13 protein-coding genes and 1 pseudogene are annotated in these 16,289 nt (G+C 65.1%); 4 read left to right on the top strand and 10 right to left on the bottom strand.

The genetic code is table 11. The features are described from left to right. The gene (locus ABZ824_RS36890; RefSeq protein ID WP_356969196.1) at positions 1–990 is read right to left on the bottom strand and encodes a nucleotide sugar dehydrogenase; all 990 of its coding nucleotides are present in this window, start codon (positions 988–990) and stop codon (positions 1–3) included. Positions 991–1,166: 176 nt separating this feature from the next. Between ABZ824_RS36890 and ABZ824_RS36885 the strand changes: the two genes are divergently transcribed. Then, the gene (locus tag ABZ824_RS36885; protein WP_356969195.1) at positions 1,167–1,790 is read left to right on the top strand and encodes an NUDIX hydrolase; all 624 of its coding nucleotides are present in this window, start codon (positions 1,167–1,169) and stop codon (positions 1,788–1,790) included. Here the strand turns inward: ABZ824_RS36885 and ABZ824_RS36880 are convergent. Next, on the bottom strand, positions 1,692–2,705 hold the full coding sequence (locus ABZ824_RS36880; RefSeq protein WP_356969193.1) for a hypothetical protein: 1,014 nt from the start codon (positions 2,703–2,705) through the stop codon (positions 1,692–1,694). The genes ABZ824_RS36885 and ABZ824_RS36880 overlap by 99 nt on opposite strands. A 365-nt stretch (positions 2,706–3,070) precedes the next feature. Beyond that, positions 3,071–4,138 carry a GDP-mannose 4,6-dehydratase gene (locus tag ABZ824_RS36875; protein WP_356969191.1) on the bottom strand — a complete coding sequence of 356 codons (1,068 nt, stop codon included), beginning with the start codon at positions 4,136–4,138 and terminating at the stop codon, positions 3,071–3,073. Between the two features lie 685 nt (positions 4,139–4,823). Here ABZ824_RS36875 and ABZ824_RS36870 point away from each other — a divergent pair. Next, positions 4,824–5,735, top strand: coding sequence for a dihydrodipicolinate synthase family protein (locus ABZ824_RS36870; RefSeq protein WP_356969189.1), 912 nt, complete (start codon positions 4,824–4,826; stop codon positions 5,733–5,735). 16 nt (positions 5,736–5,751) lie between these two features. Here the strand turns inward: ABZ824_RS36870 and ABZ824_RS36865 are convergent, their stop codons facing one another. The 4 genes from ABZ824_RS36865 to ABZ824_RS36850 all read right to left on the bottom strand — a co-directional run bounded on the left by ABZ824_RS36865 (position 5,752) and on the right by ABZ824_RS36850 (position 10,204). Beyond that, complete coding sequence (locus tag ABZ824_RS36865) at positions 5,752–6,387, bottom strand: ATP-binding protein (protein WP_356969187.1); 636 nt, start codon at positions 6,385–6,387, stop codon at positions 5,752–5,754. A gap of 563 nt (positions 6,388–6,950) precedes the next feature. Then, complete coding sequence (locus ABZ824_RS36860) at positions 6,951–8,705, bottom strand: HEXXH motif domain-containing protein (RefSeq protein ID WP_356969185.1); 1,755 nt, start codon at positions 8,703–8,705, stop codon at positions 6,951–6,953. Between the two features lie 44 nt (positions 8,706–8,749). Beyond that, entirely contained in the window at positions 8,750–9,967 is a 1,218-nt protein-coding gene (locus tag ABZ824_RS36855; protein ID WP_356969183.1) for an FxsB family cyclophane-forming radical SAM/SPASM peptide maturase, read from the bottom strand. Between the two features lie 90 nt (positions 9,968–10,057). Then, a complete protein-coding gene (locus ABZ824_RS36850) occupies positions 10,058–10,204 on the bottom strand; it encodes a hypothetical protein (protein ID WP_356969181.1) in 147 nt (48 codons plus the stop codon). Between the two features lie 1,333 nt (positions 10,205–11,537). On the opposite strand from ABZ824_RS36850, the gene ABZ824_RS36845 reads away from it, so the two are divergent. Both ABZ824_RS36845 and ABZ824_RS36840 read left to right on the top strand, forming a co-directional pair. Continuing rightward, positions 11,538–12,611, top strand: a complete 1,074-nt coding sequence (locus ABZ824_RS36845) for a reverse transcriptase domain-containing protein (RefSeq protein ID WP_356969179.1) — start codon at positions 11,538–11,540, stop codon at positions 12,609–12,611. Further along, positions 12,605–13,345: a group II intron maturase-specific domain-containing protein gene (locus tag ABZ824_RS36840; RefSeq protein WP_356969236.1), complete on the top strand. Its 741-nt coding sequence runs from the start codon at positions 12,605–12,607 to the stop codon at positions 13,343–13,345. Before ABZ824_RS36845 ends, ABZ824_RS36840 begins: the two co-directional genes overlap by 7 nt. 627 nt (positions 13,346–13,972) lie before the next feature. Here ABZ824_RS36840 and ABZ824_RS36835 read toward each other — a convergent pair. The 3 genes and pseudogenes from ABZ824_RS36835 to ABZ824_RS36825 form a co-directional block, all read right to left on the bottom strand. Further along, positions 13,973–14,176 carry a hypothetical protein gene (locus ABZ824_RS36835; protein WP_356969177.1) on the bottom strand — a complete coding sequence of 68 codons (204 nt, stop codon included), beginning with the start codon at positions 14,174–14,176 and terminating at the stop codon, positions 13,973–13,975. Between the two features lie 101 nt (positions 14,177–14,277). Next, entirely contained in the window at positions 14,278–15,900 is a 1,623-nt protein-coding gene (locus tag ABZ824_RS36830) for an SMI1/KNR4 family protein (protein ID WP_356969175.1), read from the bottom strand. Between the two features lie 187 nt (positions 15,901–16,087). Then, positions 16,088–16,217, bottom strand: a pseudogene (locus ABZ824_RS36825) (IS481 family transposase); the annotation flags it as partial. Positions 16,218–16,289 lie beyond the last annotated feature (72 nt).

The following is a 16,289-nucleotide window of genomic DNA, read 5'->3' as shown; positions in this document are numbered from 1 at the left end:
TCACCGATGTTGGGCTTGTAGGTGATCCCCGCCGCGAGCACCACCGCCTGTCCGGCGCCGATGCCGCGCTGCGCCAGGCCGGTGAGGAATCCGCTCGGACACCCACACCGGTGCGGCGTCGTTGACCGCCAGCGCCATCTCGATCAGACCCGCCGCCGCACCGCCGGTTTCACCGATCCGCCAAGCCAGGTAGCGGGGTGCGACCGGGATGCAATGCCCGCCCGCACCGATGCCCGGGGTGAACGGCATGTACCCATACGGTTTGCTGCCCGCCAAACCGATCGCGGACCATACATCGGCTCCGAGGTCGCGAGCGTGGTGGGCGATCTCGTTGACCAGGGAGATGTTGACCAGCCGGAAGGTGTTCTCGATGAGTTTCGCCAGTTCCGCGGTCCGCATATCCGGGGCCAGGACCACGGTGTCGACAATGGTTTCCCAGAACTCGGCCACCATCGCCAGCGACGCCGCGTCCACACCGGAGACGATCTTGGGGATCTTGACCATCGCGTCGATCCCGTCACCGGGGTTGATCCGCTCCGGCGTGTACCCGACGTGCAGGTTCACCCCGGCCCGCAGGCCCGAGGACTCCAGGGCCGGGACCACGATCTCCTCGGTGGTGCCCGGCCACGTCGTGGATTCTACGATCACCACGCACCCGGAGTGCGCGTGCGCGGCGACGGTCTTGGCCGCGGCCTCGAGGCACCGCAGGTCGGGTCGGCCCGCGGAAAGGGGTGTCGAGACGCTGATGACCGCGACCTCGAACCCGTGCAGCGCCGCCGCGTCGGTGGTCGCGGCGAACCGGCTCGTCGCCAGCGCTGCGGCGAGCCGGTCGCGGGGCACGTCCCCGAGATCTTCGCCGCCGCTGGTTATCCGGGAGATCCGTATGGGGTCGGTGTCGTAGCCGAGGACACTGTGCCCGGCTTCGGTCGCCAGGACCGACACCACCAGCCCGATGTGGCCTTGGCCGATCACCGCGACCCGACGCCCCACCCCCGTCCGAGCTGGTACCGGTTCCTGCCGAGTCGGTGGAATTATCATGGCTGCCCTCGAATCCCCTGCCGGACAACGTCGTAACTTCAAGAGTCGACGCCTGGCGGGGGCCCCGGAACGTAGCAACCCGTAGCACGACGGCCCGAAACCGACGCTTCGGCCGGTACCGTGAGGACATGGCTTCCCCGCCCCGCACGGACGTGCATTCCGAACGCACCGTCTACGCCGCACCGCCCTGGCTGCGGGTGAGCCTGCACGACATCACCACCCCCGATGGCGTAGCGCGCACCCATCACGCGGTCCGGCTCAACACCGTGGCCTGCACCGTGGTCGTCGACGACCACGGTCGAGCATTGCTGCTGCATCGGCACCGGTGGATCGTCGGCGCGCTCGGGTTCGAAGCCCCGGGCGGCATCGTGGAACCGGGCGAACCGCCGGAGGTGTGCGCGCGCCGAGAACTGCTGGAGGAGACCGGGTTCGAGGTTGGCTCCCTGGAACTGGTCGCCGTCCTCGAGCCGATGCCGGGTCTGGTGCAAACCCCCCACCACATCTTCATCGGCCGCACACCGCGCCAAGTCGCCGCCCCGAGCGACGGTGAGGAGGCCGCTGACCTGGTGTGGGTACCGCTGACCGAAACCTACGAACTGCTCGCGGCAGGACAACTGCTGGGCACCGCGACCGCCGTCGGGATGCTCGCCGCGCTACCGGCGGCCGGCCAGCTCCCGCACGCGCCGCGCGAGCAGGTCGTGGCGGTAACGCAGACGCCGCGACCCCACCTCGGTGATGGCCTTGGCCGCTGATGCCAGCCGCGCCGTCGCCTGGTCCAGTTCACCGGCGCGTGCGGCGTACTCGGCCAGGTCGAGCACCTGGCCAGCGCGAGCCCGCACGAATTCGGCGGGCAGCCCCGCCAGCGCCTGCTCAGCGATCGGACCGGCCACTGGGTCACCGAGCCGCACCAGCAGGTGCCCGTTCCAGCGTTGAAGATGGATCTCGTTGAGAGCGAGGAAGGGTAACGCGGCCTCATCGTCGGGACAGGCGTGGGCGAGCGCGGTTTCCGCCTCGGTCATCGCCTGCCGTACGGTCACCGCTTCGCCGGGACACCAGGTCGCGACCTGGGCGCGGGTCGCCGCGAGCCAGGCCCGCAACCGCATCGGCAGACCGGGTAGGGCTTCCGCGCGGCGGACCTGGGCCAATGCCCGGCGGGCGTGACCGGTTTCCGACAGCATCACCGCGTGCTCGCCGAGCGCGTGCGCCAGCAATGTCGAATCACCCGACCGTGACGCCGCCTGCCGGGCCAGCCCGAAGTGCCGGTCCGCCGCGGTGTGGTCACCGACGTCGAGGTCTTCCCACGCCGCCAGCGCCGCGGTGTCGGCTTGGACCAGCGCGACGCTGCGCCGATCGGCACCTGAGCGGCTCTCCCACATCGCCTCCAGCGCCTGCACGTGGTCGGCGGTGTGCGCCCGCACGAACGGCGCACCGAGGCGCCGGTCCAGCAACCGCAGGCTGTTGGTGTGGTGAGCCAAGACCCCGAACAGCGAATCGTCGCCGGGCTCATCCTGCTCGTCGAGCGGTCCAGGAGCATCGGCCGAGGAGAGTTCCAGAACGCTACACAACAGCCGGGTGTGGACCAGGTCAGGCGCGGTGTGCCCGTTCTCCCACCGCGACAACGCCACTCGCAGCGAGGCCGGGCTCATCAGCGTGACGTGCTCGGGCACGGCCTGACTCCGCAGGGCAGCCGAGAGCTGGGTTTGGGACCATCCGCGGGCCTGGCGAGCTGAGCGGATGAGGTGTCCGTCCATCCGCGGTCATCCTGTCGAGCGAGCAGCGGCGGCGGGCGCCGAATCCGGCACGGGCAACGAATCTCAGAGTCTCACATCGATCCGCAGGCCGCACCGAAAGCCGTTCCCGGCCGAACATGGGGTTGGGACAGGCCCTCCCGTTTCGCCTGCGGTGTCCCCGAGGACTCACCTCAGCGTCAGCAGATCGCGCACAGCCTCGGTGTGGGGGTCCGCGACTGGTTCGCCGGCCACGGTGGACCGTGGCGCGACCCGAAGGGCTACACCGTGTTGATCACCGACACCTAGCGTGGGGTCGCCGCCGGGCCGACCTGGCTCCAGTCGAAGCCGAGCTCGCCCTTGTCGGCGATGATCTGTTCCCACCAGGCGCGGTGCTCGACATACCAGACGACGGTCTCGGCGATCCCGCTGGCGAAGTCATGGGCCGGTGCCCAGCCCAGCTGCGATTCGATCTTGTCGGGGTTGATCAGATAGCGGCGATCGTGGTTCGGCCGATCCGGGATGTGCTCGATCCACTGCTCCGGGTTCAGACCGAGAGTGGTGACCACCATGGCGGCGATGTCGATATTGGTGACCTCGAACCGAGCGGAAACGTCGAAGATCGGCAGCAACCCCGGGTCGGTCGCCGCCGCGGCCGGGACGGGCTCCAGCTCGGCATGCAGCACCCGGTGCACCGCGGCACAGTGGTCGGCCACGTGCAGCCAGTCCCGGCTCTGCAACCCGTCGCCATAAACCGGCACCTTCTTCCCGCGCAGCACGTTCGTCACAGCCAGCGGAATCAGCTTCTCCGGCAGCTGGAACGGACCGTAGTTGTTGGCGCAGTGCGTCATCCGGATATTCATCTCCGGATAGGTCTGCATGTAGGCGCGCACCATCTGATCACCGGCCGCCTTCGCCGCCGAGTACGGCGTTTTCGCGTTCAACGCCGACCGCTCGGTGAACCACTGGTCCCCGGCCGCCAGCTCCCCGTACACCTCGATCGTCGACACATGCACATGCGAACGAACCGGCACCAGACGACTGCACTCCGCCATCACCTGCGCACCGAGCGCATTGCTGCGCATGAACGACGACGGACCCAGAATCGCGCGATCGTTATGCGATTCCGCCGCGAAATTCACCACGAAATCCGGCCGATGCCGACGATAGAGAGCTTCCATCACCTCGAGGTCAGCGATATCGGCCTTCTCGAAGACGATGCGATCGATCACCGCATCGAGGTTCGCCAGATTGCCGGCGAAGCCCAAGTAATCCACCGCCACCACCTCGGCGTCCGGCTCCCACTCCAGCAGGTGGTGCACATAGTTCGCGCCGATGAAACCCGCGGCGCCGGTCACGAGGTAGACGGACATGCCTGCCGAGCCTAGCCGCGAGCACGCATATACCAACTGCGGGGACTGATCCTCGGGGGCGGCGCCGGTGATTCTCATGAGGCTCTGCGCCAACCCACCGCCTACGCGGGGACGGTCCAGACGAGGGGTGGGTGTAGACGACGGCACGCACCGGTGAAATTGGATCCGCGCACTGGCGGGTGCCTATCAGGCTGCCATCTGCTCCTCACGCCGAACTGAGAGCCCTCGCGTGCACGTATATGGCGGCGCGCGCGGACGGTCGACGGTCTTGACCCGCTCTTCCTGCACGGGCGCGCGCACCGCGCATGGTGCATGCGCACTGCGCGCGATCGCCTCAGAAGTAGCCCTAGCGGTGCTAGTCGACCGCCATCGCTGCACGAGACCAGTTCACGACCACAGGCGCCAGGATCACCTTCTCTCCACCGAGTCCGGGGCGTGCTAGGTGCTTGAAACAGAGGGTCGTGCAGGCAGCAGGGCCGGTAGCCTGGTCATCTCTATGCACCTCACCAGCAACAGCGCAGACGAGAAGTACTTCGATCATGCTCGGGGTGACCGCGTCTGTGTACGGCCAGCTCCCTCATCACGCGACAGTCCTGCCGCTTCCCCAATCCACGCGCGTGCAGTCGCCCGCACTCGCCGGAGCACCGCTATTCGCCGCGGCTGCTACTCACGGTTGAATCAGGGAATGGTGGATTCCGCAGTCGTAGCCGTTCTCACACCGTTTCAGCGTTCCGGGCGGATCGACCTCCCGGCGTTGACCGACTACCTGCAATTGCTCGCGTCCGCCGGAGTGGGCACGATTTTGGTGAACGGAACCAGCGGGGAGTTCGCCGGTCTCACCGCCGGTGAGCGGCGTTGCGTTCTCGAGCACTGCCGCAGCGAGTGGGCGGGGACGGTGATCGCGCATGTCGGGGCCACGGCGGTGGCGGATGTTCGCGCGGCGGCGCGGCATGCCGAAGGGCACGCCGACGCGGCGGCGGTGATCGCCCCGTACTTCTTCGCCGAGGCACCCGAGTCCGGCGTCGAGCAGTTCTTCCGCCAAGCCGTGACCGGCATCGCGCTGCCGTGGCTGGTGTACAACTTCCCACGCCACACCGGTAACCCGGTCACCCCGGCTGTGGTGGCACGGTTGGCGGGGGAGTTCCCGCAGCTGGTGGGCGTCAAGGACTCGGGTAAGGATCTCGCGGTCACCCGGGCATACAAGACAGGCTGCCCGCGGCTGGCGGTGCTGGTCGGCGATGACCGCGCCGGGGCGCGGCTGGTTGAACTCGGCCTGGACGGGGTCGTCACCGGCGCGGGTGGCCCGGTCGCCGAGCTGCCGGTCGCGATCACCGCAGCCGCCAGGGCTGGTGATGAAGCCTCGGCGAGTAGCTGGCAGCGGGTATTCGACACCTACAGCGACACCCGCAAGGAGATGGAGTTGTCGGATATCGCGTTCGCGAAGGCCGCAGTAGCCACACGGCTGCCCGGCTTCCCCCGACGGGTACGTGCGCCACTGGCTGGTGTCGACGAGCAGCAGTGCAGCCGCATCGAACGTTTCCTCCGCACGCAGACGCTGCCCGCGATCGACGCGCTACGCGTCGGCACTCCTCACTGACCGCCTGCCTCGACTGCTATTCCGGAGTGGGGGAGGTGGTGATGACGTGGTCGCAGAAGGTGTGGGCGAGGTCGCGGACTCCGCTGTCGAGAACTTCTGTGCGGTAGGTTTCCCAGTCTGCCAGCTTGGGTGCGTCGCGTTCGGCGCCGCGCGCGATCATTCGCGCGCGGATCAGCGGCGCGGTCACATCGAGCCAGATCGTCACCAGCGGAACCGATTCAGCAAGGCCGGTGTAGTCGCGGAGGTGATCACTCAGCGACATCTCACGCGCGGCGGCTCGGCGGATAGTGGACAGGAACGGCGCGTCGAGCACGACCGGGTGTGTAGCGGCGACGGTGAGTCCGGTCCGGATGAGCCCGTCGTAGATGCCGGGACCTACGAGGGCGCGGTAGGTCTGGGAGTCGCGATCGTGGGGGTCGCCGGTCAACGTCTGCATGACCGATTCCTCCAGCAACGGCGCGAAACGATCCTTGTCCAACACCGGAGCACCCAACACCTCCGCGAGATACGCCGCGGCCGTCGACTTCCCGGACGCCGGGAATCCTGCGACGACGACAGCCCCACAGTCGTGCAGTCCGGTGACCGCGGCGCGCAGCACTCCTGCCACCGGCTGGGGCAGGGCGCTGCTGAGTGCTCGGTGATCATCTGTCATGTGGTCAGTCCATCACGATGGATTGGCGAAGTCGCGCAGCTGGATGGTCGATTCTTGTGGAATAGGCTGCAAGGCCGCCTCTTTAGCGCTTTCTGCGTCGTGGACAGGCAGGGGGTTGTGGGGATGAGCGCAGTAACTGAGAGCGGCCCGCGGAGTCCGCGGCTACCACTGTCGATGGTGATCGACGTGCAGAACGGGTTCGTCCCGGTGGTTGATCACGTCCGCTACTCGCTCGCCGCTGCGCTCGACGCGATACTCCTCCGCCCCTGCATTAGTGGCTGGTGCACGCGGCGGAGCGCTGATTTGTGTGCGCGGTCGTGCACGGCGACGTAGCGGTTGCGCGCAGCATGCGCGGCGGCCTATACGAGTCGTGGCCGGGCGCGCGCACCGCGCGGGATGCTGGATTCAGTTGTGAGCCCCGGTGCGAGCAGACTGCGGTCGGCGAGTCGGCCCCAGTGGACACCACGAAGGGATAGGCCATCCCGTCTGCTTGAAAAAACCTGAGCAACAAGACATTATCGCATGACAACGGCGGCACACTTCCGTGGCGATGTGCCCCTGTCCTAGTCATCGACTCTAGAATTCGACAGCCACCGCAGAAGATCCACGATCGGGGTCTGCGGTCCGAGGGCACTATATAGGTGCGCGGCAACCTCGGCGCGCTCCTGAAGGATTCCAAAGTCTATATTTTTAAATAGCTTCGGCAGTGTTAGTGCCAGCCCCGCCCACACTTGGGGCCGCAGCGGGTCGTGCTGCAGGTCTTGCGTGTAGCGAGCGAACGACTCAAGCGGATGGCCTGCAAGATATGATCGGTCGCCGTCGGGCTGGTCGGGGCTGGACATCGCTTTTGCCGCAGCAGTATCGGATGCCTTCAATTGGGCCGCAAGATGCAGGCCGCTGTATCGATCGGGGATGCGCTGCTGATCGATCAGCGCGGCAGGTGGCAAAACGTCAGGTCGTGGGTGTCCCGCTGTCCATCTCGCGGCCAGGTCAGTGATACCGTCGGCTGCGGGCATCAGATTCCGTAGCCGCCAGTACGGCCGGTGCGCGGTTGCCACTTCGGAAGCTACGAGCCGGGCTTTCTCAGGGATATATTCGCTGGCCCAAGACCGCATATTGCGGGCGAGGGCGTCACAGAGCTGATGCCCAGCGGTGGTGAGTAGCCCAGACTCGACTACCTGTGTCATAGCTGACTCCACTTGGGCCCACCCTAGTTGAAAATCGATATGCGCGATGAGAGATCCGTGGCAGGGAGAGTTGCGGTGCACCCGCCAGAAATCGCACACACCGAAGAATGCATAGATCCCGTGCAGCAGACCGAATATCGGCCGCGGGTCGTCTCTCCACGGCGCGTAGAACCGAGCCGTGTGATCCGGTGTTAGCAGCAGAACCTGGTCGGCCAGCATGTTGAGTTTCGTGTGCTGCACCTCGTGTATCAGTGTCAGCGCCAATTGGCACGGATCGACGGCGGCGGTGGTATAGACGCAGCCGACCCCGCTGTATGCGGTGTAACTGGTGCTGTGGACCAGCGCCTCGCTGCTCAACGGCGCTAGCATATCTAGACACCCGCGCATCGGCTCTAGATAATGGGCGAGTTCGTGGCTGAGCAGTTCCCATGCCGCAGCGAAATCCTGCTGCCACCGTGCCGACTGCTCGATGGTAAGCCGGACTGGTGTGGGTCCGTCGGATGCTAGTTCGCGGAATGGATCGAGGTCATCGAGGAGCACCGGTGACTCTGTGTCGGCTCCCTGCACACGACGCAGTGGCAGCCACCGGGGATGGGATTCGATTCGGGCTGCCGAAACGTGGACCACTGCACTGCCACCCATGAAGTGGAGTGCGCCGGTGTCGGTCCAGCGCAGTTCGCAATATCCATTGTGGTTGGTAGGGCCGAGCCGGACCATGCCGATACCGGGCAGCATCACCACACCATTGCGCACCACCAATCTCATAGAACCATTTGGTTGGCATGCAATGCCAGCGGCTGCGGCGATCCAGCCCAGATAGGCACAGTCCGCCCAAACCGGGGGCTCGGCATCGTTAGCTGGCTCCCGTACCCGTTGAAGCACCCGGGAAATCCATGCGCCAACGTGGGGGTAGGACAATGCCGTGGCCACCTCGATCGGATGCCGACCCTGCAGTGCGGCGAGAAACTGGTATGCATCGGACAGCCCCGCTGCGGCTGCGGTGTCTGGTGCCGATTCGGTAACAGTTGCGACGACAGTACGTACTAGGATCATCCGCGCTGTCAGAAGTCCGCCCCTCAACTTAGCAATGCTCGGCGCCGTCGCGTGGCCGGATCCCACGTCGACGGTCACATCCTCGATCCCTGTGGAGCTCGCAAACATGCTGTCTCCCGTCGTTATTGCCTGAGTGCAGCGCCAATGTCGGCTCGGACGCGCGACTCGATGTGGTGGATGAGCTTCTTCAGGTCAGCGCAGTAGACCGACGGGTTACGAAAGCCGGTGTCCTCCCGATAGCGATGCACATAGTGCCCGCCGCCACATACGGTGTGAACAGGGCAGGATCGACAGGTCTCGCTGAGTGCGTCGACCCCAATCTGGCGGGCCACGATCGAGGGATCCCAGAGTGCCGAATCGAGCGGGTTGTCCTTGCCCTCGATCGAAATTTTGGTTGCGCCTGCAAATGCGGACTTTAGTTCGTCGACCTGTTCCAGGCTCCCATCGGTCTCGATGACGGCCAACCGCACAGGCTCAAGGCCTATCGCTTCCGAGCCCACATGCCCTCCCAGCAGAAGTTCGATGATGTTGCCGAACAGCCGGACCTTCGTTTCGAGGTCCGGCGCGCCGTACCAGCGATCGAATACTTTGATAAGCCAGTCGGCATACGGTGTCAGTGCGCGGCTGGCCGGGCGTCCCGGCGGCGGCGATGTCCAATTGCCATGCGGCAGTAGGAAATCGATAGACGGTGGCCGGAACTGCGCCAGCGCTTCATAGGTTTCCACTGGATCGTTTTGCAGGTCAATGGTGGCCAGAAGGCCGGAGAATAGGTGCGCCCGCTCTGGGGCCAGCAGTCGTCGCAAGCCGACGACGGTCCGCGTGTGACTGCCCATACCACGTCGATCGAGCCGATGCCGATCGTGCCCCCTGCGGCTGCCGTCGAGACTGACGCCGATTCGGAGATCCCATCTATCGCAGATACGCAAGAACTCCTCGTCGATCAGCACACCGTTGGTCTGCATTCCCAGTCGCACCTCCGTGATCGGCTCTAATATCTCACGAGCTGTTCGAGCGAAATACTCCAGATCTCGATGCCCAACCAGTAGTGGCTCACCACCATGGAATACGAGATCTACCGCCGGGACGGAGAACCGGCGGGCATGACTACCGATCATTCGACAGGTCTTTTCGAAGATCAGCCGACTCATTGTTCTTGGCTGGGCGCGCCAGCTTTGATCAGCCATCTCATATATGTAACAATAGTCACATGCCAGATTGCAGCGACTGTGGATCTTGATGATAAATTCAGCGAAAGGCAGCGGTTGCCAGGAGCGACACCGCAATGCCGCGGTGTCCAGGCCGACCGTGGGCCACGGCAGCGCCGATCGATTTATAGCCATCGATACCGAATTCCCTCCAGCCGATTGATCTGAAGCTGGATTTGGCTCAGTACGCCAGGTGGCACACTGAGCCGAACCCGTTGCTGCCCGCTATTTACCGGGGTCGATAAACGAACCGAACATAGCAGTCCGACTCGACCGATGCAGGTGCTGCTCCAGCGCCGCGCGCAGCGCTGGACTGGCTGCCGCCATTATCTGCTCCGCATTCCGGTCCGCGAAATCGGCGAGATTTTCCATAACAACCTCCATGTTTTGAACCAATACATTGCCGGTCTTCAATGCCAGCCGGCGCAGCCATCTGCACGGTAACCTACGCCACCCACAGCTACCTCGAGGTGGCGGCAGGTAGATTGGTTTCGTATGAGAATTCGATATAACTGCTGTGATTGTGTCCCGAGTCGGGGGCGCCAGGAAAACACGGCAAGTCAAACGTTCCCCGACCTTCGTCAAAAACAGTATTTAGAAACCCCCGATTAGCCTCCTCTCGACCATATCGGCGACAGGCTTGCGGAGAATCACTGGCACATCGACACCAGTTGTTACTCAAGACTCGCCCGCGACCAGCGCTGCTGACGTTATTGACCCGTCGGGCGAAGGCCGTGACCGAAGAGGTGGCACGATCCGATCTGGGAATCGCTGATTACCGCTGGGGCACGAGACTGAACCGTTGCCAGGTGGAGCATCTACTCATGATGGCTTGTCGCCAACCCGAACGATATGGGGGAAGTCCCTCCCATCGCCGGTGTACTGTCGGGTAAACGGCGGATCTGACCCCGGTGTTGGTTAGTTTCCGGTCAGGGTGATCCGGCCTTCGAAGGTGATGGCGAAGGCGTTGAGGGCGGGCTTCGTGCGCCGTGAGGCGCTGTGGTTTGAGTGGAGGTGAGAGACCTTTGCCGTCGGGTCGTCGCAGCGGCCCGGTAGGAGCTGGGGGCAGCCGTGCGACGTGAGGTCGCACGTTATGAGTGATCGCGTTTGATTGGAGGTCGTTTGACGAGAACGTGATTCGGTCCAGTGTCTGTGGGACCGTCCCCGCCCTGGCGTGCGTCGTGGGTGACCGTGGGGTGCGAAGCCTGGGGTGAAAGCCGAAGCGTCCCTGTTCCATCCAGGGGCGACGGGCGAGGGGAAGACCGGACGGGTGAACGGAAGTGAATCTTCGTATGCCTCGTTATCAGCAGCTCCGCCGATGGGATGTTCCAGCGGGGTACAGGGCTGGCCGTTGAGAAGCGGCAGGCGCCGACCAGAGAGGCTGTGCTGGTCGGGAGGACACCGCCGCCCCGGGGTAAAGAAGGCACCCAACCCGGTCGTATCTCATGCGTGCGGAACACGGAAACCCCGACAGAGTCCGGAACATCGTGGCGATGTTCCCGGTAGGCCGACCGTGAGGAAAGCGGAAGCCTCTGGCGGGCACAGGATGTCCAAGAAGCGAAGGCCGGCGGGCGAAAGCCGGCAGGAAACCAGCGCGCTGTGGCGGCACCTCCATGTCGTCGTCGCTGGATAACTGGCCGGATACCGGGCCGTGTGCTCGGGCCTCGAAAGGGGCGCTGACGTGGACAGGTGAGCTGGTGAAGCAATGCGGTCTCGAACCGCCGGAACCGAGGGACAAGTTGGACACCGAATGGTGAACGGACCTGAGGGCGTGGCCCTTTCGTGGGATGTCGTCGATTGGCGGCACCACGAGGACAACGTACGGCGGCTGCGGCAGCGGATCTTCACAGCGACTCGGAGCGGGAACTTGGCGAGAGTCAGGAACTTGCAGAAGATGATGCTGCGCAGCTGGAGCAACACACTGACCAGCGTGCGGCAGGCGACGCAGCGCAACGCGGGACGCGAGACCGCCGGGATCGATGGCGAGGTCGCGCTGACCTCGCACGACCGGATGCGGCTGGCGGTGCAGGTGCACCGTGACGCGGCATCCTGGCAGCCCAGGCCGGTCAAGCGGGTGTATATACCCAAGGCGGGTAACCGTGCGAAGTTGCGCCCGCTCGGGATTCCGGTGATCGCGGACCGTTGCCATCAAGGCAGGGTCCGCAACGCGCTGGAACCTGAATGGGAGGCCCGGTTCGAGCCCAAATCCTATGGGTTCCGGCCGGGTCGCAGCTGCCACGATGCGATTCAGGCGATCTACACCGTCTGCCGAGGCCAACGAGCCAAACGGGTGTGGGCACTGGACGCCGATCTGGCGGCGGCGTTCGACAGGATCGATCATTCCCGGCTTCTCGATGCCATCGGATCTTTTCCTGCCAGGGACATGGTCCGGGATTGGCTGAAAGCGGGAGTCATCGAGGCGGGCAAGGGATTTGCTCCGACCGATGAGGGCACGCCCCAAGGCGGAGTGATCAGTCCGTTGCTACTGAATATCGCCTTGCACGGGCTGGAACAGGCAGCGGGAGTTCGATATGTGGAGTCCGGCAGTAATGCCGAGTCGACGCGAACGGACTCACCGGTGGTGATCGGGTATGCCGACGATCTCGTCGCGCTCTGCCACACCCAGCGGCAGGCCGAGCAGATCAAGGCGCGGCTGGCCGAGTGGCTGACACCGAGGGGCCTGGCCTTCAACGAGGACAAGACGCGCATCGTCCACCTCGGTGAGACCGATTCGATTTCCTCGGGTTCAATGTCCGCCGCTACCACGGCAAGCTGCTGATCAAACCATCCAAGGCTGCGGTCCGGCGAATACGGGAACGGCTGCGCACGGAGATCCGCGATCTGCGTGGCTCCAACACTCGGGCGGTTATCGCCAGGCTCAACCCGATCATCAAGGGCTGGGCGACCTATTACCGAGGCGTGGTGTCGAAGCGGACGTTCAACGTCCTCGACGACTATCTGTGGGCGCTGACCTACAAGTGGGCGACCTTCAGCCACCCCACGAAGTCGAAGTGGTGGGTCTCGGCCCGCTACTTCGGCAAATTCAACAAGTTCAGGAACAACCGCTGGGTATTCGGCGACGCCGCCACCGGCGCTCACCTGGCCCGGTTCTCCTGGACCGACATCGTCCGACACACTCTGGTCAAGGCCCGGGCATCTCCCGATGACCCGGTGTTGGCCGAGTACTGGGAACAACGGCGACGCAGAATCAAGCCTCCGGTCGACGGCTACACGCGACGGCTGCTCATCGAGCAGCACGGTCGTTGCCCACTCTGCCGGAACGAACTGCTGTCACCGGATCAGCCACCGGAATCTCCGCAGGAATGGGAGCGATGGTGGCTGCTGGTCATCCGTCAGGCAATAGTCGCAGACTACCTGGTCCATGACGGACGACCCGCCCAAGCGGACGGTGAACGAACTCGCCTGGTCCACCGCTCCTGCCGAAACGAGCGCACCGCTCGGCAACGCAGAAGCATCGCACTTCAACTCGATTCGCTCCAGCAGCTTGCTTGAGCTGCTTGCGGTGAAAGCCGCACGGGCAGTTCTGAGGGGAGGACGGCGCAGCAATGCGCCGTCCTTACCCGACTGATCCGGGGAGCGCCGGTGAGGGTGGGAAGCAGCCCTACTACTTCCACAAGCAGTGCGCAACCGGGGAGTTTCGTCCGGCGAAATTTCCTCGGATCCGGGTCACACCTCCTGCACCTCCGTAGATCCCAGTCGCGAGTTTCGTCCGACGAAACGTCGGTAGCGTGGTCGATATGGACATCGACGAGCCGCGCGAGTACTGCCCGCGGTGCGGGTCGACGATCGTGCAACCCGACCACGGCCGCCGCCGCCGATGGTGTTCCGACGACTGCCGACGGCGCGGCAGCGAGCAATGAGAGGCCGCGTGAAATTGTCAGCGCATGACCTGCGGATACAGCGTCGCAGGTCAGCGGTAGGCCGCGCGAATGACAGCGCCCGGAGAGCTATCTGAGAGTTCCGCCGGATGTCAGTGTGTTCGTGGTGATTCCACCGCTGTTGGTCGGCTGCGATCTTCGCCGCGCGGATCCCTGCGGGGGCATGGGGCTCGACGGCTTCCGCCCCGACCTTAGGGACGTGATCGGCGCGCCGGTATCTGCCTCATCGGAGTCGCAGTCATCATGTACGCGCCACATCCGGCGTGATCTGGGACGGGCTCGCCGTCGTCATACCTTCCCAGACTCCCTGCTGCGCGGCTTTCACCTCACCGTGCACCAGGGCCAGGCTGACGCCGACGCCGCGGGCGATTTCGCGTAGTGACTGCCCTTCGGTTGTGGCGGGCGCCAGGATCGGGTCTCGCGCCGCCGGCCTGGCGATGCCCAAACCCGTTGGCGGTTGGTCGACGCACCCTACCTCTGCTGCTTGGATGGTCTGGTGTGCTCACGCGGCGCTACATCAGCTCGCGCATGTGCGCCCGATTGTCGTTAGCGCTCGGTGCGCCGCTGCACATTCGTCAGCGTGCCGCGCACGACCGGCAGCGACGCGGTGATGGGGGCGAGGCCGAAGCTTGCAGCCCAGGTGATTTCGTCGTCGAAGGCGGCGTCGCCCGCCAGTTCCGCGGCAGCCAGTCCGGCTGGCACCGCGTCCCGGTCATGCAGCAACCGCCACTGCTGCATGGTGGCCACCAACACACGCAAGGTCGGCAGAGCGGCGACCGCCTCGAGGTCCGAGACCTCGATCTCGGAGATGTCCAGGCGTTGCAGCGACGGCAGTGCGGCCAACGGGCCGATGTGCACCGGCTCGGTCGCTCTGGAGAGGGTGAGGTCCCACAGGGTCGGGTGGCCCGCCAGCGGCTCCAGCTCTATGCGCGGCGCGGTGAGGTGCAGCTGTTCCAGCGGAACCGTGTGCGGCACGGACAGCTGCACCGATTCGACACCGCGCACTCGCAGCGCCCGCAGCAGCGGCAGCGCCGCCAGTTCCGCGGCGGCGAACGAGTCACAGCCGTCGACCGTGAGCTCCTGCACGGCGATCGCATCGGGCAGCTCCGCGACCGATTCGCCCATGCCGCGCAGGAACGCCTGATGCTGCGGATGGTCGGCGATTTGGGCGTCGTAGTACTCCAGCACCGACTCGCCCACGCGCAGCGACGCGACTGTCCGCCGCACCACTGCGAGAACGGAGTCGTCCTGCCGGAAGGCGGCGTACCACCCATCGGGTTCGAAGTCGATCACCTGCCCGGACAAGCCGATCGGACCAGGGTCGAGGTCGACGGCGGTCACATTGCGGTCGCTGCTGCCGATAATCACCCACTTCGGGCTGCGCGAGATTCGGCGCACCACGCCGTGGGGCCAGGATTCGAACACGATGCGATCGATGCCGGCGAACAGCGAGTCCTTCCAGGCTCCGACGGTGCCGTGGCCGTATTCCAGGTCCGCCGTCTCGGTGTCGTCGTTGAGGTGGGCCGCGGCGACGGTAGCCAAAGGCAGCAGCGCGGTGAACGCCAGCAGACCCCGGTCGTCGTCCTCATAGCCCACCACCCGATACAACGCACGCAGCTCCTCCGGCAGCCGGAAACCGATCCGCGTCTCGGCAGCGACAATCTCGGCTTCGGTGTTCCCCGCGCCCAACTGCGGTGCGTGGCCCTCTTGCCGAGTGCGCAGCTCCACGTACTCGCGGACCAGATCGGCCACGGTCGCGACCAACTCCGGATCGGTGGGCCGGTCGTCGGGGGCGGCGTCGGTGAGCGGGACCGGAATAGCATGGCCGGGATAGCGGTAAGCAGGGTCGCGGATCACCTGTCGGACAGACTCCCACCCGAACACGTTGTAGCTATTCCGCCGGTCGCAGCGGTACTGGAACTCATAGCTGTCGCCAAACAGCCGCAGCCGCATCTGCACCATATCGTCCGCGTCCACGCCCAATTCAGCACGCACCGCCGCCGATATGACCGCGGTATCCGGCCACACCGGCGCCGGCGTGCCAACCAAGTCGCGAAACTGCATGCCGCTGCCGCCCATACCGTCGTGCAGCTGCAATGTTCCCGCTGTCGCGCCGCTCGCCGCAAACTCGCGCGCCAGCTTCTCGACCTGCTCGATCAATTCAGTCATTTAGCTCACCCATTGCCCTATCGTGTCGCGGATTACCCTAGCCACCCACACCGACAAGACCGGACTCCCAGCGATGGGAACTCGCTGCGATGAATTCGGCTCGGCGCGTCGTTTACCGGGATATGGAGACGCGGCAAGTGTGCTCGTAAGAAATCAACGTGTCGATTTGGTGATGTCGGAGAGGGTCGTTGAAGCGCTCCGCCTTTCCGTTCGTCCGCGGCGTGTAGGGCGGTCCGCTTGTGTACGGTCCCAGTACATTCGAGAGCCTGTGCCCAGCGGGGGGACCGGCAGCACGATCCGTTGTCTGTGAGCGCCCGCCGGGGGGTCGTCGGGAAAAGACCAGCTTCTGCTGGCACCTCGCCCGACGGCCTACCTCGCCACTCCGGGAC

It is taken from the genome of Nocardia sp. NPDC047038 (assembly GCF_040644075.1).
Taxonomy (GTDB): Bacteria; Actinomycetota; Actinomycetes; order Mycobacteriales; family Mycobacteriaceae; genus Nocardia; species Nocardia sichangensis.
The sequence above is the reverse complement of the archived record's forward strand: the minus strand, read 5'-3'. Positions and strand labels throughout refer to the sequence as shown.